This window comes from Pseudogemmobacter bohemicus (genome assembly GCF_003290025.1).
GTDB lineage: Bacteria > Pseudomonadota > Alphaproteobacteria > Rhodobacterales > Rhodobacteraceae > Pseudogemmobacter > Pseudogemmobacter bohemicus.
In genome coordinates this window covers 322,039-347,337 of sequence record NZ_QNHG01000002.1, presented here as the reverse complement: position 1 = coordinate 347,337, position 25,299 = coordinate 322,039, and the positions used below count along the sequence as shown (strand labels likewise).

At 61.4% G+C, this 25,299-nt stretch carries 32 protein-coding genes and 2 pseudogenes; 23 read left to right on the top strand and 11 right to left on the bottom strand.

Features of this window, described 5'->3' with window-relative positions:
- Window positions 1-232 (bottom strand): hypothetical protein (locus DRF71_RS27970; RefSeq protein ID WP_198672130.1); only part of this gene is annotated, 232 nt, incomplete at its 3' end.
- Here DRF71_RS27970 and DRF71_RS27365 point away from each other — a divergent pair.
- Genes DRF71_RS27365 through DRF71_RS09675 form a run of 5 tightly spaced genes read left to right on the top strand, consistent with a single transcriptional unit; the run spans window position 222 to window position 2,770 of the window.
- Window positions 222-389, top strand: coding sequence for a hypothetical protein (locus DRF71_RS27365; protein WP_157971018.1), 168 nt, complete (start codon window positions 222-224; stop codon window positions 387-389). The two genes, DRF71_RS27970 and DRF71_RS27365, sit on opposite strands and share 11 nt — an antisense overlap.
- Complete coding sequence (locus DRF71_RS09690) at window positions 370-1,041, top strand: cache domain-containing protein (RefSeq protein ID WP_269814358.1); 672 nt, start codon at window positions 370-372, stop codon at window positions 1,039-1,041. The genes DRF71_RS27365 and DRF71_RS09690 overlap by 20 nt, the downstream gene beginning before the upstream one ends.
- Window positions 1,038-1,442: a sensor histidine kinase gene (locus DRF71_RS09685; RefSeq protein ID WP_157971016.1), complete on the top strand. Its 405-nt coding sequence runs from the start codon at window positions 1,038-1,040 to the stop codon at window positions 1,440-1,442. Before DRF71_RS09690 ends, DRF71_RS09685 begins: the two co-directional genes overlap by 4 nt.
- Window positions 1,436-1,666 carry a sensor histidine kinase gene (locus DRF71_RS09680; RefSeq protein WP_332872059.1) on the top strand — a complete coding sequence of 77 codons (231 nt, stop codon included), beginning with the start codon at window positions 1,436-1,438 and terminating at the stop codon, window positions 1,664-1,666. The genes DRF71_RS09685 and DRF71_RS09680 overlap by 7 nt, the downstream gene beginning before the upstream one ends.
- A 48-nt stretch (window positions 1,667-1,714) precedes the next feature.
- A complete protein-coding gene (locus DRF71_RS09675; protein ID WP_157971015.1) occupies window positions 1,715-2,770 on the top strand; it encodes a phosphatidate phosphatase App1 family protein in 1,056 nt (351 codons plus the stop codon).
- Window positions 2,771-2,772: 2 nt separating this feature from the next.
- Here DRF71_RS09675 and DRF71_RS09670 read toward each other — a convergent pair whose 3' ends face one another.
- The 4 genes from DRF71_RS09670 to ygiD are packed head-to-tail and all read right to left on the bottom strand — an operon-like array spanning window position 2,773 to window position 5,675.
- Window positions 2,773-3,393: a prolyl oligopeptidase family serine peptidase gene (locus DRF71_RS09670; protein WP_112310371.1), complete on the bottom strand. Its 621-nt coding sequence runs from the start codon at window positions 3,391-3,393 to the stop codon at window positions 2,773-2,775.
- The gene (locus DRF71_RS09665; RefSeq protein WP_112310370.1) at window positions 3,393-4,355 is read right to left on the bottom strand and encodes a glutathione S-transferase family protein; all 963 of its coding nucleotides are present in this window, start codon (window positions 4,353-4,355) and stop codon (window positions 3,393-3,395) included. Before DRF71_RS09665 ends, DRF71_RS09670 begins: the two co-directional genes overlap by 1 nt.
- A 56-nt stretch (window positions 4,356-4,411) precedes the next feature.
- Window positions 4,412-4,813, bottom strand: a complete 402-nt coding sequence (locus DRF71_RS09660) for a DoxX family protein (RefSeq protein ID WP_112310369.1) — start codon at window positions 4,811-4,813, stop codon at window positions 4,412-4,414.
- Between the two features lie 43 nt (window positions 4,814-4,856).
- Window positions 4,857-5,675 (bottom strand): 4,5-DOPA-extradiol-dioxygenase, encoded by an 819-nt coding sequence (gene ygiD / locus DRF71_RS09655; protein WP_112310368.1) that lies wholly within the window; start codon window positions 5,673-5,675, stop codon window positions 4,857-4,859.
- Between the two features lie 135 nt (window positions 5,676-5,810).
- Here ygiD and DRF71_RS09650 point away from each other — a divergent pair, with 135 nt between their 5' ends.
- Window positions 5,811-6,704: a LysR family transcriptional regulator gene (locus tag DRF71_RS09650; protein ID WP_112310367.1), complete on the top strand. Its 894-nt coding sequence runs from the start codon at window positions 5,811-5,813 to the stop codon at window positions 6,702-6,704.
- On the opposite strand, the gene DRF71_RS28540 is transcribed toward DRF71_RS09650, so the two are convergent.
- Window positions 6,697-6,948, bottom strand: a complete 252-nt coding sequence (locus DRF71_RS28540; RefSeq protein WP_332872058.1) for an Lrp/AsnC ligand binding domain-containing protein — start codon at window positions 6,946-6,948, stop codon at window positions 6,697-6,699. The genes DRF71_RS09650 and DRF71_RS28540 overlap by 8 nt on opposite strands.
- 12 nt (window positions 6,949-6,960) lie before the next feature.
- Here DRF71_RS28540 and DRF71_RS09640 point away from each other — a divergent pair, with 12 nt between their 5' ends.
- Together DRF71_RS09640 and dcd are read left to right on the top strand one after the other, a co-directional pair.
- Window positions 6,961-7,662, top strand: a complete 702-nt coding sequence (locus DRF71_RS09640; protein ID WP_232831420.1) for a hypothetical protein — start codon at window positions 6,961-6,963, stop codon at window positions 7,660-7,662.
- Window positions 7,646-8,253, top strand: a pseudogene (gene dcd / locus DRF71_RS29385) (dCTP deaminase). The gene DRF71_RS09640 and the pseudogene dcd overlap by 17 nt, the downstream one beginning before the upstream one ends.
- 111 nt (window positions 8,254-8,364) lie before the next feature.
- Here dcd and DRF71_RS09630 read toward each other — a convergent pair.
- The gene (locus DRF71_RS09630) at window positions 8,365-8,709 is read right to left on the bottom strand and encodes a hypothetical protein (protein ID WP_232831419.1); all 345 of its coding nucleotides are present in this window, start codon (window positions 8,707-8,709) and stop codon (window positions 8,365-8,367) included.
- 53 nt (window positions 8,710-8,762) lie between these two features.
- Here DRF71_RS09630 and DRF71_RS09625 point away from each other — a divergent pair, with 53 nt between their 5' ends.
- Both DRF71_RS09625 and DRF71_RS09620 read left to right on the top strand, forming a co-directional pair.
- A complete protein-coding gene (locus DRF71_RS09625) occupies window positions 8,763-10,751 on the top strand; it encodes a hypothetical protein (protein ID WP_198672228.1) in 1,989 nt (662 codons plus the stop codon).
- A 494-nt stretch (window positions 10,752-11,245) separates the two neighbouring features.
- Complete coding sequence (locus DRF71_RS09620) at window positions 11,246-11,443, top strand: hypothetical protein (RefSeq protein ID WP_112310363.1); 198 nt, start codon at window positions 11,246-11,248, stop codon at window positions 11,441-11,443.
- Window positions 11,444-11,562: 119 nt separating this feature from the next.
- On the opposite strand, the gene DRF71_RS09615 is transcribed toward DRF71_RS09620, so the two are convergent.
- The 4 genes and pseudogenes from DRF71_RS09615 to DRF71_RS29020 all read right to left on the bottom strand — a co-directional run.
- Window positions 11,563-12,081 carry a hypothetical protein gene (locus tag DRF71_RS09615; RefSeq protein ID WP_112310362.1) on the bottom strand — a complete coding sequence of 173 codons (519 nt, stop codon included), beginning with the start codon at window positions 12,079-12,081 and terminating at the stop codon, window positions 11,563-11,565.
- Between the two features lie 480 nt (window positions 12,082-12,561).
- Window positions 12,562-12,840 carry a hypothetical protein gene (locus DRF71_RS09605; RefSeq protein WP_112310360.1) on the bottom strand — a complete coding sequence of 93 codons (279 nt, stop codon included), beginning with the start codon at window positions 12,838-12,840 and terminating at the stop codon, window positions 12,562-12,564.
- A 239-nt stretch (window positions 12,841-13,079) separates the two neighbouring features.
- A complete protein-coding gene (locus tag DRF71_RS09600) occupies window positions 13,080-13,946 on the bottom strand; it encodes a hypothetical protein (RefSeq protein ID WP_112310359.1) in 867 nt (288 codons plus the stop codon).
- A 131-nt stretch (window positions 13,947-14,077) separates the two neighbouring features.
- A pseudogene (locus DRF71_RS29020) lies at window positions 14,078-14,200 on the bottom strand (helix-turn-helix domain-containing protein); the annotation flags it as partial.
- Window positions 14,201-14,258: 58 nt separating this feature from the next.
- Between DRF71_RS29020 and DRF71_RS09590 the strand changes: the two are divergent.
- The 13 genes from DRF71_RS09590 (at window position 14,259) to DRF71_RS09530 (ending at window position 25,184) form a co-directional block, all read left to right on the top strand.
- A complete protein-coding gene (locus DRF71_RS09590) occupies window positions 14,259-14,453 on the top strand; it encodes a hypothetical protein (protein WP_112310357.1) in 195 nt (64 codons plus the stop codon).
- Window positions 14,450-14,716 carry a hypothetical protein gene (locus tag DRF71_RS09585; RefSeq protein WP_112310356.1) on the top strand — a complete coding sequence of 89 codons (267 nt, stop codon included), beginning with the start codon at window positions 14,450-14,452 and terminating at the stop codon, window positions 14,714-14,716. Before DRF71_RS09590 ends, DRF71_RS09585 begins: the two co-directional genes overlap by 4 nt.
- On the top strand, window positions 14,713-14,916 hold the full coding sequence (locus DRF71_RS09580) for a hypothetical protein (protein WP_112310355.1): 204 nt from the start codon (window positions 14,713-14,715) through the stop codon (window positions 14,914-14,916). The genes DRF71_RS09585 and DRF71_RS09580 overlap by 4 nt, the downstream gene beginning before the upstream one ends.
- Complete coding sequence (locus DRF71_RS09575) at window positions 14,913-15,143, top strand: hypothetical protein (protein WP_112310354.1); 231 nt, start codon at window positions 14,913-14,915, stop codon at window positions 15,141-15,143. The genes DRF71_RS09580 and DRF71_RS09575 overlap by 4 nt, the downstream gene beginning before the upstream one ends.
- 81 nt (window positions 15,144-15,224) lie before the next feature.
- Window positions 15,225-15,809, top strand: coding sequence for a MerR family transcriptional regulator (locus DRF71_RS09570; protein WP_112310353.1), 585 nt, complete (start codon window positions 15,225-15,227; stop codon window positions 15,807-15,809).
- Window positions 15,810-15,949: 140 nt separating this feature from the next.
- Window positions 15,950-16,228 (top strand): hypothetical protein, encoded by a 279-nt coding sequence (locus DRF71_RS09565; protein WP_198672129.1) that lies wholly within the window; start codon window positions 15,950-15,952, stop codon window positions 16,226-16,228.
- Between the two features lie 3 nt (window positions 16,229-16,231).
- Window positions 16,232-18,790 (top strand): DUF3987 domain-containing protein, encoded by a 2,559-nt coding sequence (locus DRF71_RS09560; protein WP_112310352.1) that lies wholly within the window; start codon window positions 16,232-16,234, stop codon window positions 18,788-18,790.
- 481 nt (window positions 18,791-19,271) lie between these two features.
- Window positions 19,272-20,498 (top strand): phage portal protein, encoded by a 1,227-nt coding sequence (locus DRF71_RS09555; protein WP_112310351.1) that lies wholly within the window; start codon window positions 19,272-19,274, stop codon window positions 20,496-20,498.
- A complete protein-coding gene (locus DRF71_RS09550) occupies window positions 20,470-22,125 on the top strand; it encodes a phage major capsid protein (RefSeq protein WP_112310350.1) in 1,656 nt (551 codons plus the stop codon). The genes DRF71_RS09555 and DRF71_RS09550 overlap by 29 nt, the downstream gene beginning before the upstream one ends.
- A gap of 47 nt (window positions 22,126-22,172) precedes the next feature.
- Window positions 22,173-22,721 (top strand): head-tail connector protein, encoded by a 549-nt coding sequence (locus DRF71_RS09545; RefSeq protein WP_112310349.1) that lies wholly within the window; start codon window positions 22,173-22,175, stop codon window positions 22,719-22,721.
- On the top strand, window positions 22,721-23,149 hold the full coding sequence (locus DRF71_RS09540; protein ID WP_112310348.1) for an HNH endonuclease signature motif containing protein: 429 nt from the start codon (window positions 22,721-22,723) through the stop codon (window positions 23,147-23,149). Before DRF71_RS09545 ends, DRF71_RS09540 begins: the two co-directional genes overlap by 1 nt.
- A complete protein-coding gene (locus DRF71_RS09535) occupies window positions 23,110-23,553 on the top strand; it encodes a phage terminase small subunit P27 family (RefSeq protein ID WP_232831418.1) in 444 nt (147 codons plus the stop codon). The genes DRF71_RS09540 and DRF71_RS09535 overlap by 40 nt, the downstream gene beginning before the upstream one ends.
- Window positions 23,529-25,184: a terminase large subunit gene (locus DRF71_RS09530; protein WP_112310346.1), complete on the top strand. Its 1,656-nt coding sequence runs from the start codon at window positions 23,529-23,531 to the stop codon at window positions 25,182-25,184. Before DRF71_RS09535 ends, DRF71_RS09530 begins: the two co-directional genes overlap by 25 nt.
- The last annotated feature ends 115 nt before the right edge of the window (window positions 25,185-25,299 follow it).

Here is a 25,299-nt window from a genome sequence, read left to right as displayed (position 1 = left end):
GGGTATACATCATGTCGAAATAGGCCAGCATATCATAGCTGCGATCCCATTTCGGTAGAAGATCAAAGGCGAAGTCGTTCTCTTTGGTGGCGTGTTTGCCGTATTGGTTCCTGAGATAGGAGATGAAGAATTTCGGCGTGTTCTTCCAGTAATTGACCTGGCCCGGGGTGACATCCTTCGGCGTGGTCTCATCCAGATATTGCGCGAGGCTGCCCGACGGGATGAAAGGCAAGCTGGTCGGCGGTATCCTCTTGAACCGCACTGAAGAATTCATCGACCAGGTTTCGGCGCTGGTCTATCCGGCCAGCAATACTGCGCTGGCCGCGACCCTGGATGACGGGCTGAATCGCGGCATCATCTCGCTTTTCCTTGGCGATACCCGCAATTGACCACTTTGCGCCCGACCGGAGAGGCGCGCGCCATCGGCACCCGTGCCTCGGCCGAGGTCCCGACCCGGGTGCCGGGCGAGGGGCGAGGGGCGAGGGGCGCGGCTGGCATGACACCGCCTTCGTGGTGAATGGCTGGTATATCTCGGCCTCTGAGGCGCTGACGGATGTGCGGGGGAACCGGGTCGGGATGCTTTATGCCGGCATTCCGAAGGCGCCTTATACCGAGGCCCGCCGGGTGACGCTGATGATGATCGGCGCCGCCTTCCTGTTGGTCTGCGGTCTGTTCGTGCCGCTGGCCCTGACCTGGGCGCGCGGCATCTTTCGCCCGATTGCCGCGATGCGCGACACGATCACGCTGGTCGAGGCCGGCGATATGGGCGCGCGAACCGGCGCGGTTGCCGGCGCGCGCGAAATCGCCCTTGTCTCGGCCCATCTCGATCAGCTTCTGGCGCAGCTCGAATGCCGCGAGCAGGAGCTGCGCGGGCGGAACCAGGACCTGAATGCCCGGGTCGAAGAACGCACAGAAGATCTGACCCGCGCCAATCAGGCGTTGCAGGCGACCAGCCGCCAGCTGATCCTGGCCGAGAAACTCGCCACCATCGGCGAGGTGACGGCGGGGATAGGCATGAAATCAACAACCCGCTGGCGGTGATTTCCGGCAATCTGGAAGTGGTACGGATGGTGCTGGCCGAGCATGAGGCCGAGGCCGCGCCGGAACTGCGGCTGATCGACGAACAGATCCGCCGCATCAACAACCTGGTGGCGCAGCTGTTGCAATTCGCCCGACCCGAGGAATTCACCGATGGGCTGCTCAGCACCGACCCCGCTGCCGCGATCCAGGGGCTGAAACCGCTGATCTGCCACCTGCTGAGCCGCTCCGGCGTGGTGCCGGAGGAGGAGAGCCGCTCCACCCGCCAGATCCGGATGAACCCGCATGAGCTGCAACAGATGCTGATCAACCTGATCTCGAATGCGGTACAGGCCATGCCGCAGGGGGGCAGATCACGCTGCGACTGGAAGACGGCGCTGAACACGGGCAGGACGGCGTGGTGATCACGCTGAGAGATAACGGCCCGGGAATGGAGGCCGCGATCCTGGAGCGCGCCTTTGACCCGTTCTTTACCACGCGCGGGCGCGAGGGCGGCACCGGCCTCGGCCTGCCCATCTGCCAGAACCTCATCACCCGCCAGGGCGGCAGCCTGAACGTGGCCAGCCGCCAGGGCCAGGGCACCAGTTTCCGCATCTTCCTGCCGATGGCAGATGACAGCGCGGATTGACCAGCGCCCATGCGGCGCCGATCATGCCCCGGCGGAGGGTGGATGATGATGACACGGCGCAGCATTATGGCGGGGATCGGGCTGGCGGCACTGCCCGGGCGGCTGTCCGCGCGCGGGCTGAAAGCGGATGAGACGGTGCTTTTCCTGCCCGGCTATGCGCGCGAATTGCTCCTCGGCGCGGTCGAGGTCAGTATCGAGGCCTGGGTGTTCGAGTTCGAACGCCGCCCCGGTGCAAGGCTGGCCTTCACCACCGCGCTTGGCGTCGATCCCGGCGCGGAAAGCCCGGAAACCCGCGCGATTTTTACCGAACGCAGCCGCTGGTTCCTGACCGATTCCGAGCGCGGCAAAGAGTTGCTGGTCCGCTTTGACGGCACGGGCATTCCTGCATTCAAGCTGCCCGCCACCGATCGCGGTGGCCGCGTCTCGGCAAGAATCAGGATTCCCGCGCCCGGCCAGGGCGGGCTGATCCGCTTTTACACCGCCCGGAGCGGGGTTGAGGAGCGGTTCGACGGCATCGCCCATCTGGTGGCGGCTGAAGGCCTTTCGATCATCTCGGATATCGACGACACCATCAAGATCAGCAATGTCGCCGACACGCGTGCGCTCTTGCGCGGCAGCCTGATGGAAGTGTTCAAGCCCGCCCCCGGCATGGCCACGCTTTACCGGCGGCTGGCCCGCGAGGTGGGGGCAAGCTTCCACTACCTGTCGTCAAGCCCGATCCAGCTGGCCCCGGCGCTGCTCGGGTTTATCGGGGAGGAGGACTTCCCGATGGGCAGCCTGCACCTGCGCGAAAGCACCACCTGGAACCGGCTCTTGCCCGGTGAGGGCAGCACGGCAGAGCATAAGGGCGCGACGCTGCGGCAGATCCTGAGCGACTTTCCCGCCCGCCGCTTTCTGCTGATCGGTGACAGCGGCGAGCAGGATCCGGAACTCTATGGCGAGGCCGCCCGTGCCTTCCCGGACCACACCATCACCATCGCCATCCGCGAGGTCGCCGGCAGCGATCTGCGCCCCGCGCGGTTCGAGTCCGCCTTTGCCGGAACCAGCGCCCGCTGGCATCTGATCCCGGAAAGCGGCCCGGCGGAAGACTGGTCACCGCTCTGATCTCAGGCGATCAGTGGCCCGGTCAGAGGGCGCGTCAGGTGCCGGATCGCCAGATCCAGCCCCGCCTCGCTGACCGAATGGCCCAGTCCGGGGAACACCGTCAGCGAGACATCCATGCCCGCCGCCTGCAGCCGGGCAAACGCGCTGGCAGACTCGCTGACCGGGATCGCGGTATCGGCATCGCCATGGACCAGCAGCACCCTGGTATCCGGCGCGGGCATCAGCGGGTCGCCGGTCGCGAGCCGCCCCGAAAACCCCGCCACGGCGCCCGGGTTCCAGCGCCCCGAGGCCACCGCATCCAGCGCCATGATCGTGCCTTGCGAAAAACCCAGGAAGGCGACCTTTTCCGGCGCATCCGTCAGCCCGTGCTTCGCAATCAGCCGGCGGATCAGCGCGTCAAAAGCCGGCCGCACGGCCTCGACCCGGGCGGCGCGGTTTTCAGCCGTCACACCGCGAACCGAGAACCATTGATGACCGTAATCACTCAGATCATTCGGCTCGGTCGCATCGGGGGTCTCGAAGGCCATACCGGGCAAAGCGCGGCCGAGGTAAGAGGCCAGCGGCGCCATATTCGAGCCCATACTGCCGACACCATGCAGCAGGATAACCAGTGAAATCGCCATCACAGAGCCTCTTTCAGGGTCACCGGGTCGATCCCCGGCAGGTCAGGCCCGACCGGCACGATCCCCAGCGGGTTCAGCTTTCTGATCGAGTAGTAACCGCGTTTGATATGGTCGATGGAGACGGTCTCCCGCACCCCCGGCAGCGCGATCACCCGGGCGAGGTAAGCCGACAGCGCCGGGTAATCTGCGATGCGCCGCAGGTTGGTCTTAAAGAGCCCGTAATAGGCGGCGTCGAACCGGATCAGCGTCACGAAGAGGCGGATATCGGCCTCGGTGAAAGTCTCGCCCAACAGGAACGGCCCGGCAGAGGCCAGGCGGGTTTCCAGCTCGTCAAGCTGGGTGAACACGTCCTGGAACGCCTCTTCATAAGCCAGCTGGGTGGTCGCGAAACCGGTGCGGTAAACGCCGTTGTTCAGACGCGGATAGATGCGCTCGTTCAGCGCGTCGATCTCTGCGCGCAGCGGTTCGGGGTAAAGATCGGGGCCGGAAGCCAGCGCGCCAAAACCCGCATTGAACATCCTGAGGATCTCGGCGGATTCGTTGTTCACGATGGTGCCGGTCTTTTTGTCCCAAAGTACCGGCACCGTGGCGCGACCCGAGACCTGGGGGTCAGCGGCGCTGTAGATCTCATGCATCCAGGTGGCGCCAGTGACCGGGTCGGGGATCGCAAAGCGCCAGCCCTGATCGCCCAGTTCGGGCTCGACCACGGAAAGCGAAACGACCTCTTCCAGGCCTTTCAGCCGGCGCCCGATCAGGGTGCGCGAGGCCCAGGGGCAGATCAGCGCGACATAAAGATGGTAACGCCCGGCCCCGGCTTTGAACCCGGCCTCGCCGGTCGGGCCGGCAGCGCCGTCCGGCGTGATCCAGTTGCGGAAACCCGACGTCTGGCGGACGAAACCACCTTTGGCGTCGGTGGCCTGGACAGGCTGCCAGTCCTCGGTCCATTTTCCGTTCACAAGCATCGGGTCTCTCCTCATGGAAACGGGGAGGCGGGCGCGCCACCTCCCCCTATAGCAGATCAGAACGGGCTGGCGATCAGGGTCCAGGGGCCGTCACCCAGCAAAGCCAGCGTGATCAGGCCGACGATCCAGAAGGCGGGATATTCCCAGCCACCATTCGGGCGGTCGAACCAGAAACCGGCAGGGCCGTGGACCTTGATGATGGTTCCCAGCATCAGCGGCACCAGCAGCAGCGCGAAGACACGCGGCCAGATGCCCAGAAGCAACGCCACGGCGCCGGCCAGCTCGGCCAGGATCGTAAGATATGCAAGGCCTGCGGGCAGGCCGATGGATTTGAAAAAGCCGACAAAGCCCGCCGGTCTGAAGATGAAGAGCTTCAGATAAAGATGGGCGAAGAACAGGGCGGCCAGAGCCAGGCGGAGCAGAAGCACACCCCAGGGGGCGGTGGTAAGGTCAAGCATGATTTTGGTCCTTGATGCGGCGCGATGCCCGCGCGCGGGGAAATCAGTGGAAGATGAAGCTGCGCATCGACACCGAAGCAATGTCGATCGAGGTGTTCATAAAACTCAGCCGGTCACGGCCATCGGCGATGCCGGCAATGGTCAGCGCGGGCAGGTAATGGTCGGGCGTCGGCTGCGCCATGCGGAAAAGGCTGCCCATCTTTGCGCGGTCGGCAATCGCCGCGAAGTCACGGGTCTCCAGCCGGTCGGCGAAGAACTGGTCAAATTCCAGCGCCCAGTCATAGGGCTTGCCACCCCAGCGCATGGTACGCAGATTATGCACCACATTGCCGGAGCCAAGGATCAGCACGCCTTTGTTGCGCAGATCGGCCAGGTCACGCCCGATGGTCAGATGCCAGTCGAGGTCTTTCGACATGTCGATGGACAGCTGGAAGACCGGCACATCGGCATCGGGGTAAAGATGCGCCAGCACCGACCAGGCACCGTGATCGAGACCCCAGGTGTCATCGCCTTCGGCATGGTGGCTGGCGAGCAGGCTGATCACCTCCTGCGCGATTTCGGGGCTGCCCTGCGCGGGGTATCGCACCGCGTGCAACTCTGGCGGGAAGCCGTAGAAATCATGGATGGTGCGCGGCACCCGCGACACATCCACCAGCGTGGTGCCATTGGTCATCCAATGCGCCGAAACCACCAGGATCGCCTGAGGCCGCGGCAGGCTTTCACCCAGAGCCGACCAGGATCGGGCATAGTCGTTATCCTCGATCGCGTTCATCGGCGAACCGTGGCCGAGAAACACCAGCGGCATCCGGTCCGACCCCGAGAGCCGGTCTTTCAGGTCCTGCATTGCTTTGGCGAAGCTCATTTCAACTCTCCTTTCGGAATGCCAGGGGCGAAGTCTTTCGCCTGTTGACGGGAATATGCTCCTCGGCGTTTAAGAACTAAATGGCGAATATTGGGAATGAGTGGGAACGAAATGTTCCCAATATGGGGCGCGCAGATGGATTTTCTCGACGGGCTCAGGGCCTTTGTGGCCACGGCGCAGGCCGGCTCCTTCGCACAGGGGGCTGAACGGCTGGGGATCTCGAACCGGCTGGCGTCGAAATATGTGGCGGGGCTGGAGGAGCGACTGGGCGTCCGGCTTTTGCAGCGCACCACCCGCCGCGTCGGCACCACGCCCGAGGGGGAGGAGCTTTTGCGCCGCGCCCCGGCGCTGCTGGACGGGTTCGACGAAATGCTGGCCGGCATTTCCGAGGGCAAACGCGGGCTTTCCGGCAATCTCAGGGTTTCGGCGCCAGTGACTTACGGACAGAGCCATGTACAGGCGCTGCTGCGCGGTTTCGCTCTGGCGCATCCGGATCTGGTGATCGACCTGCGGCTGGATGATGCCTATGCCGATCTGGCGGCGCAGGGGGTGGATGTGGCCTTCCGCATCGGCACCTCCAGCCAGCGCCTGCTGGTGCAGCGGCGGATCGGCACCATCACCAGCCTGCTGATCGCATCCGAGGATTACATCGCGCGGCGCGGGATTCCGGCAAGCCCGGCCGATCTGGCGCATCACGACTGCATTGCCGATACCAACCACCATGACCCGGCGCTCTGGCCACTGACGCGTCAGGGCATGACGGTCGAGGCCCAGATCCATCCGCGATTCATGGTCAATTCGGCCCATGTGGCGCTGGGCCTCGCGCAAGACGGGCTGGGGATCGCCTTTTGCCCGGATTTCGTCACCGCACCAGACCTTGCTGCGCTGGGCCTGGTGCGGCTGCTGCCAGATTATGACGGCCCGGTCTCTCCCGTCTCGATGGTCTGGCTAGAGGGGCGCATTCTGCCGCGCAAGGTGCGCAGCCTGATTGATTATGTCGTGGCCGAGACCCGAAAATCCCTCAGCTGATCCGGCTGAGTTTCGTCTTCACCCGCCGGATCGGGATCGAGGATTCGATCAGCGCAACCCCGGGCACCTTGGTCAGTTTGCCGGTCAGAAAGGTCTCGAATTCTACCAGATCGGCCACCGCCACGCGCAAGAGATAGTCGAAACTGCCGGTCATCAGCCAGCAATCCACCACCTCGGAGTAATCGCGGATGCTGCGTTCAAACCCCGCCAGACGGTCGTCAACCCTGCGGACCTTTGGTCGCACATCGCGCGGGCCTTGGATAAATTCGACACAAATGGTTATGCACCCCTCTTGGTCCGAATAGGTGCGCCGGAGGCATTCAAGCATCGCCCAATATTCTGCATCCCGCTCTTTCATGAGCTTGGGCACTTTGTGGATCACCACTATAAAGTATCTGAGTTTTCCCTGTTGCTCGCCCCGCCTGGGCCGCCTCCGGCAAACCTGCATCCTGCAATCTGGCGAGAAGCAAATCTGAATCATCGGATGGAGCATTTTGCGGACCTATTTTCCACCTGCTATACGGGCGAGGGCAGCAGGAAGTCTCTTTTGGCTATTGCACCAGACCATGGGGCCAGCCACACCCACCCCGCGACAGCAAGACGTGTCGAGGTGATCGAGCACTTTCTTAACGGCCAGCAAGATCCGATGGTTGGTCTGTTCCAAACGACGTTGGCTGTACGAAAGCTGCCAGCGCTGAGCCAGCGCTTCAAATTGCCGAGCCTCGCAGCCCCTTTTAATGATGTCCTGCCTTACCGATTTTCAGAAGACGCAGAGCTTTATGGCGTCTTCCCTAGCGGTTGGGACTATCTGTTTGACCAGATTAACAACCGTGCCGCGCCATGGATAGACGATGGGGTTGATGTGCATGGGATCGAAAGGACGGTCAATGACTTAGTGGAAAAGTCGATCCGCAACTTTGAAGTCAGAGAGAGATGGAACAGTGTCACTTCTAACTAGAGAGGAGCTCACGGCAAGGATTAACAGTGGGCAAGATGGACAGATATTCATCGACCCGTTGCTAGGGGGTGATCAGGTTGGGGCGGTCTCTGTAGACTTGCGCCTTGGCTATGACTTCCTCGTTTCGGTCCTCAATCAAAGACCCAGTATCAGCCTACACCCGGAAAATAACCGATCAGGGCCAGAAGCATTCTTTCAGTCCACCAGACGCGACCTCGGTGACGTTTTCCTAGTCCATCCCGGGCAGACTGTCCTAGCAACCTCTCTTGAGTACATCGGATTGCCCTCAGACGTGTATGCTGACATCATCAGCAGAGCAGCTACCACCGGCTCGGCATAAGCATCAATTCGATGTTCCAGCCTGGCTTTCGCGGGTGTGTCTCGCTGGAGCTGTTCAACCACTCGAATGTGCCGATTGAGCTGGTGGTCGGAAGTAGAGTGGTACAGGCTCGGTTCTTTAGAAATGAAAAGCCGGAAGCCTACATGAACGCAGGACAACGAAGGAAATACATCGGGCACGTTAGACCGACAATCTCCAAAGCCTCGCACGACAGCGATCTTCCGCTGCTCTCAAGCCTCTCCAGAAGGTGAAATTCTTCAAGCACTTGAGAGGAAAATCTGCACTCCAGCGTGATTCGAACACGCGACCTTACGGTTTAGAAATAGTCTCGCAGGGGCCATCTGCCGATTTGCAAGACCGCATCAGATCAGCGGGCCAGTCCCCGTCGTACGATCGCGCGCCTTGCGCTCGCGTTCTTCCAGCACCTCGCGCCACATCTCATAGGTCGAAGCCACCATCTGCTCCAACTCCTCGCGGGAGTAGAGTTCGAGCCCTTCATCCGTGTGGAGCCTGACCGCGCGCCGATCATCGGACGGGTCGCCAAACTGGGCGATGGTCAACCGCACTTCGGCAAAGTCCTCGTCTGCCGTACGGATGCGCTCGTGCATCATGGAGAAGGCGAACCTGCGGCCCCCTGCGTTCAAGCCACGATTGCGGCGCGGTTCGATGAAGATCGCGCTGGCCTGCTCGTCGATGGCGAGGACCATCGGCAGCCAAAAAGTAACCTTCTGCCCATGCCCATCGACAGCGGGAAGAACTCGTGCCGCCGACCGAAGACCCGGCCAGAAGCCGCAAAGTCGTGCAGGCCAGCGGCGAACGGGTTCTGTGGATTGATAGCCCTGCCGTGATTCCCACTATCGAGGCCGCCGATCTCAAGCGCCGATGTGGCCTGCTCGCCTTCCTTTCGGTCGTTGCGGCAGTCTATCCTACTGGTGCCGGTCAGCGCGATGAGATTTGCATGATCCTCTCGGGCGTGCTTGTCCGTGCGGGTCTCGATGTTGAAACTGTTGACCTGCTGACCGAGAAAGTTGCGGCCTTGGCAGGGGACGAGGAGGCATCGAAACGTAAAGGGAAAGCGGCAGCCACGCGTGAACGGATAGCCGCTCGTGAACCCGTGTGGGGTCTTCCTGAACTCTGCAATCGCCTCGGCCTGCAAGGCCTCGAACAGACGTTGCGGGCATGGATTGGTCAGGCCGAACCGAAACCCGGCAAGCGCAGCGACGGACGGTCGGAGATATTTGTTCAGGGTGGGCGGCTGCCGGAAGAAGTGGATCAAGCTGAGGAGGCACTGCTCAAGGGTCGGTTGGGTGTATATCAGCGCGGCGAGAATCTGGTTCGGGTTCTCAGATTGCCGCTTAGCGAAGGCAAGGATGGTGTGTCCCGTCCGAGCGGTGCGTTGCTGATTCATCCGATTAGCGGAGCTTGGCTGCGCGAAAACTTTGCTCGCACCGCTGATTGGTACTTTCAGAATGAGTCTGGAAACAGGCCGATCAACCCACCCGTGAGCCATGCAAGTGCCCTGCTGGCGCGGGTTGGAGAGTGGAGAGCGCCGGTCCTGCGCGGTGTGGTATCATGTCCTACCATTCGGGCAGACGGTACGATATTGCAGACGCCCGGTTACGATCAGGTTTCCGGCTTACTCTATGATCCCGGTGGGACAGTCTTTCCCGTGATCCCTGAAACTCCGAGCAAACTGGACGCGCAGACGGCTCTGGAAATCCTTTACGCACCATTCCGCGAGTATAAGTTTCCAAGCCGCGCTGACCGGGCTGTCCTGCTTTCCGCTTGTTTGACGGCGGTGATGAGGCGCATTTTGCCATCAGCACCCCTGATAGCTGTCGATGCGCCAACTGCCGGATCTGGAAAAACCCTGCTCTGTGAGACAGTTGGGGTTATTGCGGCAGGCTACAAGCCTACCATTATCTCGCAGGGGAAGACGCCGGAAGAGGACGAAAAACGCCTTGCCAGCGTCCTCATGGCTGGCGATGCGGTGCTGGTCATCGACAATTGCGAACGTCCCCTTGGCGGTGACACTCTGTGCTCAATGCTGACGCAGGAGGTTATCGCCTCGCGCGTACTTGGTAAGTCTGAGGTGAAACGCCTGCCGACCAATGCCCTCGTCATGGCCACGGGCAACAATCTGGAAGTCGTTGGGGATCTCGGGCGGCGCACTCTCGTATGCCGGATCGATACGGGGAAGGAGCGGCCGGATCAGGAGGCACATGGTTTCAGCCCTGTTGACGAGGCCATGCGGATGCGCCCGCAGCTTGTCGCCGCTGCACTGACCGTGCTTCGGGCCTATGTGACGGCTGGCAAGCCGCAGCCTTTAACTCCTATGGGGTCTTTCGAAGACTGGAACCTCGTCCGCGAGTCGCTGGTCTGGTTGGGGGAGGATGATCCGACTGTGACCCGTGAGCGGGTGATCGCGGATGATCCGCGTAAGGGCGACCTCGCTGAACTGCTTGAGCTATGGCATGATGCGCTCGGCGGAGCAGCGGTGACACTCGCGGAAATCAGCGAAGAGGCTGGAAAGAGCTCGCGTGGGAGGGTCTTTGATTTGCGTCAGGCGCTTATCGACCGTACGCTCAAGCAAACTTTCAACGCGAGAAGCATCGGTCGGTATCTCGCACGTCACAAAGACCGGTTGGTAGGAGGCCGTGTTCTGAGATGTATCGACGATCCTTCCGGGGTAAAGCGGTATAGGGTCAGCGATTCCAGCGGGGAGGAACCGCAGGATAGTCCGTTCTGACCCATATCTGCCTGCACTGTGTCGGGCGGGTCGATACCCGCCCTGCTGGTTTGCAGGGTATAAAGGGTTTTGCAGGCCCACCTATGTGCCGTTACCTGCAATAACCCCTTAAACCGGCCAAACCCTGCCATGTTAAACGGTTGTACGGCACAGCAGGCCCTTTAGCCGCGCCGGTATAGCAGCGTGGTGTTTGCCGCCCCGTGCACTAACCCGCGCGCGCAGCGCAGCCCTAGCCATTTATGTCCAATGTTAGGGTCCGCCACTGTTCACGCTCAGGGAAGTAACGGATTGTTCCGGAGAAGGTGCCGCGCAGCATCGCGCCGAAACCGTTCTGGGCATCAAACTGACCATAGACCTGATAAACGCAGTCACCAACATGCCCTGTGCCTTTGTTGTACCTGCTTGGGAACCTGGCAGTGGAAGGCGCGCGCAATCCATTTCGCACATCAGTTTGAATCATCACATAGGCTACCCTGCGCCACACCTTCGCCTCGGTGGCCACCACCCTGGGCTATTCCGAGTTCACCATCGCCGGGCTGCTGGGCCATACCGCAGGCAGCGTCACGGGCCGCTATGCCCATATGGCCGATGTGGCGCTTGTCTCGGCCGCGAACCGCGTCTCGGATGTCATTGCGCGGGCGCTGGCGGGTGAGGATGTCGAGGGCGAGATCTTTCCGGACTGGGCCGCTTGATGCGCCGAAAACATATCGGGTCGTTCATTTCTGGTCAGGGATGTTGGACGTAGTGCTCCGGACGCAAAAAGCCCCAGATTAATATCTGGGGCTTTGGACGGCTTGAACAATGTAGTGGGTCAAGCGGCCTCGAGTGCTCCGGCAATATCAAACTGGCAATCCGGATCCACTTGATTGATCTGTGCGCCAGCATTGATGATACGGGAAATCAAAGCCTCGCGATACGCTTCCATTGGCAAATGCTTGTGTTCCACAAGCCATTTGGAAACCTTGACCCAGTCCCAAAGGGGAGTAGATGAATGAAACCGCGCATTAGGGGCAGGGAATCCCTCTTTGCGCTCCCCTTTTATGTAAAGGCTGACTGCTGCCTTCGTGAGGCCACTGCGTTCAGCGATATCCGTAGCACTCACGAGGAAATCTGGTTCAAAGCGCAAGATTTGCGACCCGGTTGCAATAATCTGCTGGTATGCAGAAAATACGGCCTCCTTGTAGGAGGAAGCCTCGCGGTCGAAGCTAATCGTCGCAGTTCCACGCAGCAAAAAGAAGGTTGCATCATCGCAACCAGCCTCAATGAAGCGATCCTCGAAGCTCTCGTCATGAGGGTCAGCGTCAACTACAAACGCAAAGTCATAGATCATCTTCTGGGCCCCCTTTCTTATCTGGGCAGTGTTCATGTTCACAGGCCGACACGGCCTTGGTTATTTTTGCCGCGTGGTGTTCTGGCACCCGAGGCGTAGAGTTCACGGACACGCGACAGCCCTCACGATCCGAGAAGGCACAGAGAAGCCGCCCCCACACATGCGCACTGCTGCCGGGTGCCTTGTAGATCCATCCGCGTTCTTCCGCGTAGGATACCGCCGCTTCAATGTGCTTGTTCGGGTGCCTTGGTCTCGTCAACGTCTATGCCTTCTTATCTAATAAAGCGTTGACAAGTGTCAACACAGCGCACGGCGAATACATAAAGTGTGATCCATTTGACTCGTCAGCACCAACACCATGCGAAGCGGCATGAGATCTGACAAGATCTAGTGTCACTCTTGTTACATCCAACGGCAACACGTCTCAAGAGGTGCGGTCTCGTGGTGCCCCCGCCTGTGAGAATCATGCCTTACGCGGCCTTATCCCCGCCGGAACGGCACCACGTTCCCCGCCTCATCGCCACGCATGAACGCCCTGGCACCGTGCTTCTCTAGGTCTTGGATCGCCTCGTTGCGCGCGTCCCGGTCGCTGGCGAACCGATCCTCCCAGACGTGGCTGGTGCCCTCGGTATCGACCACCTCAAGGATCCAGTCCTTCTCGTCCTCGCCCCTGTAGATCTGGATGTCGAACCGAAGGCCGTCGACCACCACCGACTGGCTCTTTCCAGAATGCACAATGTTGGGCGTGTCGTCGGTCATGGTGGCTCCAGGGCGGGCGTGGTCTTTACTGGCTCGATAATATGGGGCGAGGGCCTTTATTCAACGCGAAACGAGCCTTGGCCATCGCTCGCCGGGATGACGGAGGGGGGTGTTAGAAGGGTTACCGGGAAATCCCATTTAACCCTTTTAACCTATTTTACCCACCAGAGAGGGAGGGAGCCGGGGCTGAACGAGCATCAGGGGTAACCGATTTAACCCTTTTAACCCCTTTAACCGGCTCAGTCAGGCGCCGGTGCCTCCTGGGTGGGAGCGGTGGTGCTGCCTTGGACGGCCTGCTCGTCGCGCTGTTCCACTTCAGGCCGGATCAGCTTTCGCCCCGCATCCAGCGCCGCAGGAAGCCCCACCAGTATGAGAGCAAAGGTCAGCACAGCCATGATGGATTGCTGGCGGAGGTTGTCCTTGTGCCGCCGGTTGTCTTCCTCCAGTCGGGAGAGGGTCGCGAGCGCTTGAGGTGCCAACCTGTAGCCCTGCCCTGCTGGTCGTTGAAGGTCTCCCGATCCAAGCAGGGACTCGAAGACGAGGCTGTAGTAGCGCAGTGTTTCGCCGCCCTTTGGGTGCCGCATCCAGCGCAGGCTGCTCGTTTCCTTCAGGAAGGTCTCTGGGCTAATGTCTGTCGTGCCTTGCGCAAGGCCTCGGTCATACGCCCACCGCAGGACATCATAGCGCTCACGGCGCACAAGGGGCTTTCGGTTAAACATCCACTGAAGGAACCTCCCTCGATAGAGGTTTAGCCAAGACAGCGGGACGACATGGCTAAGCAGGAATACCCCTGGGCTGTAGTGGATCTCAGCCTCGCCGTAATATGTTTGAATTACAACGGGATACGACGGAAGGAATTTGTTCTGTAGTGATGAGACATTGCCCCCTTGGGCCGTGCCATTCCAAAGCAGCCCGGTCACGCCCTTACGCGAGCGCCCAGTGACCGCAATATAAAGATCAGTGTGAACTGTGCCGATATAAGCCCGGCAGTAGTTTCTTGCGCGCAGCTGGTCCTCGCCTGACAACGGTATGGTGTCCGGAGTCGGGCGTTTCAGCGCAAGCCCGATTGCTAGGCGAACTACGAGGATCTTGAGCCGCCAGAACATCAGAAGTGCTCCTTGCGAAGCCGGACACCGGGGCCTTCTTCGCCATCGGCCAGGAAGATGACACCAGCAGCCTCGAGGGCAGCCTGGATCATGGTTCCTGTCTCCTCTCGCCCGCCTATGGCGCCAGTCGCAGCCTCAAGCCTCTTGATGGTCGGGAGGGACACCCCGGAGGCTTCGGCCATATCCGACTGCGACCAGCGGAGCAGCGCACGCGCGGCCTTAACCTGCTCTATTGATACTTTTAGTATTGACATGGCGCGACCTTCAATATGATACTTTTAGTATTGATAACCCCTATCGGGAGTCCTGACAATGCCGCGCACCTGCGTTTCGGCAGCCGATACCGGCTTGCCTTCTGCCCGCCTCGCTGAGGCCCATGACTGCCTTTCCCTCGCCCTGGACGCCAGCGAACGGCCGGGCGGCTATAGCCAGACCGAGCGCGAGTTCCGGTCTTATGTCCGTGCTGCCCGCCGCCAGATCGAGAAGCTGATCGGAGGCGCAGCATGATCGTTGGGCGCGAAATGTTCAAAGGTCTCCCGGCCGAGCAGTGGGCCGGTGATCTGTCCTATGTCGTTGCCGCTCTGATCCGAACGGCAAGGATCGCCCTCGAAGCCGATGGGGGAGGCGGATGCATCGATCCGGTGAGGCTGGGGAGTGTCGCAACCACTCTGGAGGTCGCAGAGGAAATGCAGGCAGTCGTCATCGATGGCAACGAAGCCCACGAGAGGGCGCGCGGTCTGGGCATCTGGAAGAAGGAGGACAGGGCATGACCACCCTTCGCCAGCACATCCAGAACCAACAGGACATGTCCTGCACCCTGTGCGGTGTGATCGAGGCCATCGCCATCCTCGACAACGAGGGACGGGGCCAAGGCACGGCTGTCACCGCGCTCATCCAAGTGGCCGGTGAACTGGCCGAGAAGCTGAACCACAACCTCGACAGCATCAACCTCCCGGAGGCCGCGGCATGAGCGACAGCACCTTCAAATTCACTGAGGTCCGGATGCACACGCCATCCGACAATCTCATGGCGGCCATCGGGATCGTCCAGTCGCTGGTCCTGGCGTCGGATCACGACTGGAACCCGGAAATCGTGTTTGGGCGGGATCACTTCTACAAGTCCCATCCCCTACAAGCTGTTCTGGCAATGCTGATGCCGCTGTTGGCACCAATCGATGATGCCGACTGGGAGGGGTGACCGGCGCCCAGAGTGATGAAAACCGTGTGACGTTGACACGCTTTTAAAACCGTGTGATGATCTCACGATCAGGAGGCGCACATGGGTTACACTGTCACAACTATCGGGCGGGAGTTCTCGCCCAAGGAAGCTGCCGAAGTCACCGGCGTCTCGGTGTCGGTTCAACGTGACTGGCGCCGCCGTGGCATCCTTGCTGAACGGCAGGGCGATGGCTGGACGGTTTTCGATCTCAACGGGATCGTCGAGCTGATGATCATCAAGATGCTCTCTGCCAGTGGTTTCAGCCTCACCATGGCCAAAAGCATCGCCGGACTTTCGCTTCTTCCGATGCATCGGGAGTTCGGAGAGCTGGAGGGTGCATTTGAGTTTGAGGGCGATGAAATGCCCGAAAGCATCAAGCAGCGGATCCTGTTCAGCCGAGTTCACGGCGCAGAAAACAGCCGCTATCTGGTTGCCCCTCTGCCGCCTTCGGATAATTTTTATGGTAGCGTCTTTCGGTGCGGTGATCTGAATTACATCACGGATCGGCTGAGCGAAGACGGGAGCTTCCATTGCCTTATCATTGACCACCGGCTGCTTGCCGATGCGGTCAAGAAGGCCGTCGATGGTCCGCTGTATCGCATCGTGTCGGAACTCAAAGAAGAGAATACCCCGGACGCCGAATAGGAGCCCGGGTTTCTGCCTATGTCGCGCAATTGTGGATAACTGAAATCAACCTCTTTGGATTTTCACTACTCCACCACATGATTCTAGGCATGCACCACCAATAGGCGCCCTCCCCGAGCGTCCTCCTGCCGGAGAAACAAATGACTATCGAGCAAAATAACCCGCTTGCGGGAACGACCCCGATCAGCCTGCCGCCTGCCTTGCGCAAGCCCCGCCTTCGCCGTGACGAGGTGAGCCAGTATCTGGAGCTGGCACATGGGATCATCATGGCACCCTCCACGCTGGCCACCTTGGCGACCCGTGGCGGCGGCCCGCCCTTTCAGAAGGTGAACCGCACCCCGCTCTATCCCCGGGTGGCGGTTGATGATTGGGCGCAGGGCAAGCTTGGCCCGCTCCGCGACTCGACCTCGGAGGAGTGAGCCATGAATGCCCAGACCAAACCTGCTCTCAGCTTCGCCAGCGGCTTCGGCCAGAGCGATACCCATGTGCCGACCCTGAGCGATGGCCGTCCCAATCCCGCGAAGCTGGCCGGTCAGCCCTACAATACCGTGGACGGGCAGCAGATCCTTGCCATGGTGAAAAACCCGCCCTCGGTGCCGAAGGACAAGGCCCGGTGGTTCATTCCGTCGACCTACCATGGCTCCGATGCCCGCGCGCATGAGGCTCAGCGCTTGAACGGGCAATTCTTCTGGGCAACCATTGATGTGGACCAGAACAATCTGGCGCTCAGCGACATCTTGGACACCGTCCATGCCGTGCTGCCGGACGCCCGGTGCATGATCTATTCGTCGCGCTCGTCCACTGAGGACAACAAGAAGTGGCGCGCCCTGATCCCGCTCAAAGGTTTCATCCCCGGCGCCGATTACAGCGACACGATGATGGCTTTCTATGATCTTCTGGAAGCGGCGAGCGCAGGCACGCTGATCCCGGATCGCGCGCTGGCCCGACCTGGCCAGTTGATCTATCTGCCCAACAAGGGCGAGTTCTACGAGTTCCGCCTGCACGCCGGACGGGCTGCTGTCATGGATCCTGATAATCCTGTGGTCATTCGTCGGGAAGAAAATCGCGCCCAGATCCGCGCGGCCCAAGAGTTTGCCCGCAAAGAGCGTGAACGCCGCCCGAGCAATGCGCCCGCAGGATCGGATACCAAGCCGGTCGATCATTTCAATCAGGCCCACACCATTGCGGACCTGTTCACCCGCTATGGATATCAGCAGGCCGGGCGCTCCCGTGATTGGCGCAGCCCCATGCAGACCTCGGGCAGCTATGCCACCAAAGACTTTGGCGAATACTGGGTCAGCCTTTCCTCCAGCGATGCAGCGGCCGGTGTCGGTCGCGCCACTCCGGATGGCCATCGCTATGGAGATGCATTCGACCTCTATGTTCACCATGAGAAGAGCGGTGATTTCGTTACCGCTGTTCGGGAATATGCCGAGGAAGCACGCCTGACCAATACCCGGCCTGCTGACCGCCGGGATGATAGGGCCGCGCCTGGGGACAACCCCGGCAGGAGGGATGCAGAGCCCGTGTGGGGGGCGCCTGATCCGAGGTATCTCCGCACCATCTTGCCCGAGGCTCCCACCCTGCCGCTTGAGCAGGTCTTTCCACCCGCGTGGTGCAGCTGGATACGCACGGCTGCGGAATCCAAGGGAGCGCCCGCCGACTATGTCGTTGCGGCGCTTCTGAGCGTCACCGGCGCGCTCCTCGGCAACACCCGCTGGGTCGCGCCCTGGGAGGGCTGGTCTGAACCGCCGATCCTCTGGTCTATGGCCATCGGCAATCCGAGCGCCGGGAAAAGCCCGGGGCTTGATGCCGTCATGGCTGCCCTGAAAGTTGTCGAGCGTGAGGGCCGCCAGGAGGTCGAGGGCAGGCTGACCGCATGGCGAGCGGCGGCCGAGGTGGCAAAGCTGGCTGAGTCCGCGTGGAAAGAGGCGGTGAAGGCCGCCATCCGTGACGGTGACGACATCCCGCAGAAGCCCGCTGAAGCCGATCCCGGCCCCGAGCCGATAATGCCGCGCTATGCCCTTGCCGATGCGACCACGGAAAAGCTGGCAGTGATCGTCGCCGGACAGCCCCGGGGCACCCTGGTTTTCCGGGATGAATTGTCTGGCTGGCTGGGCAACATGTCCAGATATTCCGGTGGTAGCGACCGCCCGTTCTGGCTCGAAGCCTATGGCGGAAAGGGATACTCGGTCGAGCGCATGGGGCGTGATCCGGTCTGGATCAATCGCCTGACGATTGGCGTCACTGGTGGTATTCAGCCCGACAAGCTGAAGACCTTGCTGATGAAGACCGATGACGATGGCCTGTTGGCCCGGTTCCTCCCCATCTGGCCCAACCCGGCGCCGATCAAGCGGCCCGAGCATGTTCCGGATGCAGCCTTCATTGAATCCGCCCTTCGCCGCCTCGTGGGGCTGTCGATGGTGGCCGATGAGGATGGCGAGCTGCGCCCGTGGTTCATCCCCTTCATGGAGCCGACCCGTGATCACCTGAATGACTTCCGGTTGGTGTGTCGGGACTGGGAGGCCCAACACGAAGGCCTGTTGCTGTCCTTCATCGGCAAGCTGCCGGGCATGGCGGTGCGGTTGTCGCTCATCTTCGCTGTTCTGGACTGGCTGGCTGGCGCGCCCGAGGTGACCGAGATCAGCCCTAACCATTTTGGCCGGGCCGCTGGGTTCATCGAGGCCTACCTCCTGCCGATGGCAATCCGATCCTATGCCGATGGATCGATTGCCAAGGAAGATCGCGCTGGGCGTAAGTTGGCGGCCCTGATCATCGAACAGGGGTGGGAGGCGTTCAGCACCACCGATGTGCTTCGCCTCGACCGCTCCGGGATCGCGACGAAGGCCGAGCTCGATCCCGCCCTCGATGCTTTGGCTGTGGGTGACCTGATCCGTCTTGTCCCCACCCCCGGCGCGCCCAAAGGCGGACGCCCGTCCAGGCGCTTCGTGGTGAACCCAGCCTTGCATGAGAAGCCATGAGCAAGTGGTTCACCATCGCCCAAGAGTTCGGACAGGCGGCACCCGATTTAACCCCATTAACCCCAACAACCCCACCACCGCTCGAGGCGGCAGAGGTTAAATCGGTTAAAAGGGTTAAATCGGTTATCCCTGATACTCCTCCACCCGCTCCCATCAGTCCGCCCCAAGGGGTTAAAGAGGTTAAAAGGGTTAAATGGGAAGACCGGAAGCCCCGTATCCCGGCTGACTGTTCCCCTTATGGACAGTCATTCGGTGGCCTCTGGCGCACCTGGTGCGGCCGCCTGGTGACCCCGGCCCAATGGGCCGAGCTGTCAGATTGGGACAGGCATGGGTCAACCGGGATGCTCTGGAATGGCTTGACCCGTTGCTGGGTGCCGCTTCCCGCAAGCCCGGACAAGCCCGCGCAAAGCTGATCCGCGCGCCATTGTGTTATATTATTTCCGACCCCGGCTAAGCATGAAATTGTTATGTTGTAACAGTCATGCGTGGGGGCGTGATGCTAAGGCGTTTTTTCCATTTCTCCGGCACCCAAAGGAAATCGGCGGGCATTGCCCAGCCTTCGCCTGAACTGATCGCGCTCTTCGGTGGTGCCCCATCCGCTGCCGGTGTGACTGTTACCCCTGAATCCTCGCTCCGCTGCCCCACGGTCTATGCCTCCGTGAAGGTGCTGGCAGAATCCGTTTCGCAGCTCCCCCTGCATCTTTACCGCCGCACCGATGATGGCGGGAAGGATCGGGCTTCCGACCATCCGCTGGCGGAACTCCTGAACGGCATGGCCAATGAATGGACCGATGCCGCCGACTTTCGGCTGGCGATGCAGACCGCCCTGTGCCTGCACGGAAACGCCTTCGCCTTCATCAATCGCAGCGGCGGCCAGATCACCGAACTGATCCATATCCCCACCCGCGCCGTGACGGTTATGACCGACAGCCTGACCCTGGAGCCTTCTTATAGAATCAGCTCGGAGAGCGGTGTTAGAGACTATTCCTTCGCTGACATCCTGCATCTGAAGACCCTGGGCACAGAGCCGAATGTGGGCCTCTCGCCGGTGATGCAGGCCCGGGACGCCATCGGCCTTTCGATGGCTATGGAACAACACGCGGGCAAGCTGTTCTCGCAGGGCGCGCGCCCATCGGGCGTTTTCAAATATTCCAAGACCCTTGGGCCTGATGCGATGCAGCGGCTTCGCGACAGCTTCAACGCCGGTCATGCCGGTGGCGAGAACGCCGGGCGAACGCTGATCCTGGAAGACGGCATGGATTTCGCGCCGCTTCAGTTCACAGCCGTTGACATGCAGTTTCTCGAGCTTCGCCGCCATCAGGTCGCCGAGATCGCCCGTGTGTTCCGGATCCCGCTGCACCTCCTTCAGGAACTCGAACGCGCTACCCATAACAATGCCGAGGCGATGGGTCAGCAGTTCCTGTCCCTGACCCTGCTTCCGTGGCTGAAGATCTGGGAGGCCGGCATCCGCCGCGCCTTGCTGACGCCCGAGGAACGGAAGGTCTATTTCGCTGAGTTCCTGACGGATGATCTGGCCCGTGCCGATCTGGCTGCCCGCTTCGCCGCCTATGCCCAGGCTGTCACGAACGGCCTGCTTTCCCCGAACGAGATCAGGGCCTCCGAGAACCGCACCCCGTATCCCGGCGGTGATCAGTTCCGCCTTCCCCTGAACACTGAAGATGCGAGGACCGCCAATGGAGCGGCTTGAGATTGAGACCAAGTTTCAGACCATCAGCGCCGGGCTTCTGTCCGGCTATGCCTCTGTCTTCGGCGGCAAGCCCGACAGCCATGGCGACATCATTGCCCCCGGTGCCTATGCCGCCAGCTTGAAGGCTCATCGCGAAGCGGGCACCGCGCCGTTGATGCTCTGGCAGCATGATCCGCATCAGCCCCTCGGGCGCTGGCTCGATCTGAAGGAAGATGAAACCGGTCTTCAGGTGACCGGCCAGCTGGTCCTCGACACGGTGAAGGGCAGAGAGGCTCACGCCCTTCTGAAAGCAGGGGCGCTCAATGGCCTGTCCATCGGATACCGCGTCATCGACTTCGAGCGTCTGCCAGGCGGCGGGCGGCTCCTGAAGGAAATCGAACTCATCGAAATCTCACTGGTCTCGATCCCCGCTGCATCTGCTGCCCGGATCACCAGCGTCAAATCGGCATCCGCCGAGACCCCCGCCACGAAGGTGGCTTTCAAAAGGAGCAGCATCATGGCTGACCAACAGACTGCCGCCCCCGAGGCGGAAAATGACGATGACCGCATGGGCGTTCTGGAAGAAACCGTTGCTGGCATCGACACCCGGCTGACGGCCCTGGAGGAGAGCGTTGGCAATGTCGCCAAGGCGGCGGGCCGCATCGAGCAGAAGCTGGCGCGCCCCGGCCTGATCCAGACCAAAGCGGCCGAGCCGGAAAACATCGAGGCCAAGGCCTTCGGCACCTATGTTCGCCAGGGCGAGGCCGCTGCTGGGGCCGAGCTGAAGAACCTGACCCTTGCGGCAAACGGCGGTGGCAATCTGGCCCCGACCGAGTTCGTGAAAGAGGTGGTGAAAAACCTCGTTCAGTTCTCGCCGATCCGCCAACATGCCCGGGTCATGTCCATTGGTGCCAGCGAAGCCCGGATGCCGAAGCGCACCGGCACCCTGACCGCTGCCTGGGTCACCGAGACCGGCGCCCGTCCCGCGACCCAGCCGACCTATGGGGAGATCACGCTCACCCCGCACGAGGCAGCCTGCTACGTCGACGTGTCGAACGCCCTGCTGGAGGACAACCAGTATAACCTCCAGGGCGAACTGGCGGCTGATTTCGCCGAAGAGTTCGGACGGCTCGAGGGATTGGCTTTCGTGACCGGCACCGGCACCGGCCAACCCGGCGGGATCCTGACCGATACCGACATTCCCCAGATCGCAGGTGGTGCAGCGGCGGCGATCAATGCCGATGCTCTGATCAACCTCTTCCACGGGCTTCCCAGCTTCTACGCCGCCAATGCGGTCTGGGGCATGAACCGCACCACCATCGGCGAGGTTCGCAAGCTGAAGAATTCGGGCGGTGATTACCTGTGGCGAGATGCCCTGAGCGAGGGGAACCCGGCGACGATCCTTGGTCGCCCCGTGGTCGAGCTGCCCGATATGCCCAGCATCGCTGCGAATGCTCTGCCGATCATGTTCGGTGATCTGAAGCAGGGCTATCGCATCGTGGATCGCCTCAGCCTTTCAGTGATGCGCGATCCCTATTCGCTGGCAACCACCGGCCAGACCCGGTTCCACGCCCGCCGCCGTGTCGGTGGCGATGTGGTGAAGCCCGAGGCCATCAGGCTCCTGAAGGTTGCCACCAGCATCACCTGATACCGAGGGGCCGGGAGACCGGCCCTTCCCCTTTACGAGGATGCCCCATGCTGCACCTGATCACCCCTTCAGTCGAGATGCCGGTCCTACTGGCCGAGGCTAAGCTTCATCTGCGCGTCGACTTCGACGATGATGATACCTCTATTGCCGCCATGATCGCCGCCGCCGTGGGGCGCCTCGATGGGCCAGATGGATATCTGGGGCGCTGCCTCATGCCTCAGGTGTGGCGGCTCGATCTGGATGAATTGCGTGGGACTATCACCCTTCCCCTGCCGCCTTGCCAAGAGGTGACCTCGATCACCTATCTGGACAAGGATGGCGAGCAGCAGGCGCTGGCCCCCGCCATGTATCGTGTCAGGGGGATTGGCGATGTCGCCCGGATCAATCCGGTTGGTGACTGGCCTGAGGCGGACAGCGCCAGCATAATCTTCACGGCGAGTTATAATGTAACGCCCGAGCCGATCCGCGCCGCCATCCTCCTCCGCGTGGGCCATCTCTTCGCCAACCGTGAAAGCGTGGTCGTTGGCGAGAGCGTGGCTGGACTACCGCTGGGCGAGGATGACCTGATCCGCAACTATCGCGTCTGGGGGTTCTGATGCCCTGGGCTGCACCCCGCCATTGCGCCGCCGGTCACCCGTCCTTCACCGGCCGCCGCTGTCCTGTCTGTGCTGCTGCGGCTCAGGCCCGGGTGGATGCTGCCCGCCCCACAGCCCGCAAGCGCGGCTATGACAGCAAGTGGGAGAAGGCGCGGCTGGGCTTTCTCGGATCGCATCCGACCTGTTCCTGCGGCGCTGTCGCCACGGTGGTTGACCACATCGTGCCGCACAAGGGTGACAAGAAGCTGTTCTGGGATCGGTCCAACTGGCAGCCGCTCTGCGCCTCCTGCCACAACCGCAAGACCGCGACTGAGGACGGCGGCTTTGGTCGACCGGCCAGGGGGGATCGGAAATTTGACCCTCCTGCTGCCGGACCCGCGCCTCAATCTTGCGCGCAAACATCTGGAAAATGGGATTTCTGGGGATGAAGGGCCGGAAGCCAAAACTGACCGCAATCGATGGGGGCTCAGTCCGGGGAAAATGCCCTTCGGCACCGGCATGGCTGACAGCACAGGCGAAGGCTGAATGGAAGCGGGCGGCACCTGAATTGTTTAGCCGGAATCTGCTGACGCCCGACACCACCGCCATGCTGGAAAGCTATTGTGTCGCCGCTGGCATGGTGCGCGAAGCCGAGGAAATGATGGGACGCGATGGCCGCATGGTTCAGACCGAAAAGGGAATGGCCCCTCATCCGGCCTTCAGAATGCAGAGCGCCGCCATGCGTGAAGCCCGATTGCTGGCCGCCGAGCTGAGGCTGACCCCGCATCGAAAAGGCTCGAAGCCTGCTGAATCTCCTAAGGAAGACAAATGGGGCGATGGGCTTCTCGCCTGATCGCAGGTGAAGACATGACCAGAAAAGCTGACCGCTCGCCGATATTCATTCCCGATCCTGCGCTCTATCCCGACCCATCGGGGCGGGCGGATCGCATGTGCCGGTTCGTCCGCAACCTCACCCTCTGGGAGGGGGATTTCGCTGGCAGCGCCTTCGCCCTGCATCCCTTTCAGGAGGCCATTATCCGGCGCATCTATGGCCCCACCAAAGAGGATGGTGGCAGGGCCGTGAAGATTGCCTGCATTTGGATTCCTCGGGGCAATGCCAAGACCACCTTGGCGGCGGCTCTGGGCCTTGCGCATTTCATGGGGCCGGAGACCGAGGCAGGCGGCCAGGTTGTCATGGCGGCGGCCGACCGCGAGAACGCCGGAATCGCTTTCAACTCAGCGCATCAGTTCGTGCTTCAGGAGGAAGCCCTTAGCCAGCGTGTCCGTCCGCTCGAGAGCCGCAAGACGCTCATCCATCCGAAGTCGAAAAGCACGCTCAAGGCAATCTCGTCCGAGGCGTATTCCAAGCATGGCCTGAACGTCTCATTCTTCCTTGCCGATGAGATCCACGCATGGCCTGCCGCCGAGGGGCGCAAACTATTCAAGACCGTGACCGACTCGATGGTGAAACGCTCGAACCCTCTCAGCGTGATCATCACCACCGCTGGCGAAGGTCAGGGCGGGCTCGCTTGGGATATGTGGAATTATTCGCACAAGGTGGCGACCGGAGAGGTCGAAGACCCGAGCTTCGCACCTATCATCCTGGCTGCCGACCCGAAACTGGACTGGCGAGACGAGCAGGGCTGGCGCATGGCAAACCCGGCCATCGAGGCGGGCTTTCTCTCGATGGAGGAGCTTCAGACCAAATCCCGCCGGATCGAACATTTCCCGTCTGAGATCGCCGACTTTAAACGGTTTCACCTGAACCTTTGGCAGGAAGGGGCGGCCGAGCCGTGGCTTGCTCTGGAGGTTTATGACAGGGCTGAGGCTATGACGCCGGTCACAGCGCTCGAGGGGCGGCCGTGTTGGATTGGCGTTGACCTCTCCAGCGTCGAGGATCTGACCGCCGCCGTTGCGGTGTTCGCCGAGGGTGATGGTGAGGCGCGCCGCTATGATGTCCTGCCGATGTTTTTCCTGCCTGAGGCGAACATCGCCATGAAGAGCGAGAAGGATCAGGCGGACTATCTGCGCTGGGCAGACGAGGGCTACCTCATCCTGACGCCGGGCAACGTGGTCGACCACTCGGCGGTCATCTCCTACCTGAACGATCTGGCAGAACGCTTCGCGGTCCAGGAGGTCGTCATTGACCGCTGGAACTCGACGGCAGTTAACACAGCCCTTCAGGAAGAGGGCTTTACGGTAAACCAGTTCGGCCAGGGCATGGCCTCGATGTCAGCGCCGGTGAAGGAGCTGAAGCGGGCGATCCTGTCTGGGCAGTTCCGCCACGGCGGCAGCCCGCTTCTGCGCATGTGCTTCGGGAACGTGGTGGGCGAGAAGGATGCCCACGAGAATGAGAAGTTCACCAAGGCCAAGGCGCGCGGCAGGATCGACGGAGCGGTTGCGGCCGCAATGGCGGTTGGCAGAATCATCGCCAATGAGGTGACGCCATCACCCTATGAGGGGCGCGGCTTCGCCTTTCTCTGACCCAGCAGACACCTCGAAGGCTTCACATGTTCGCGATCACGCCCCAGCTGGCTTCGCTTCTGAATTGGTTCCGCCGTGGTTCCATGACTTTGCCAAAGCAAAAGGCCGCCCCGAA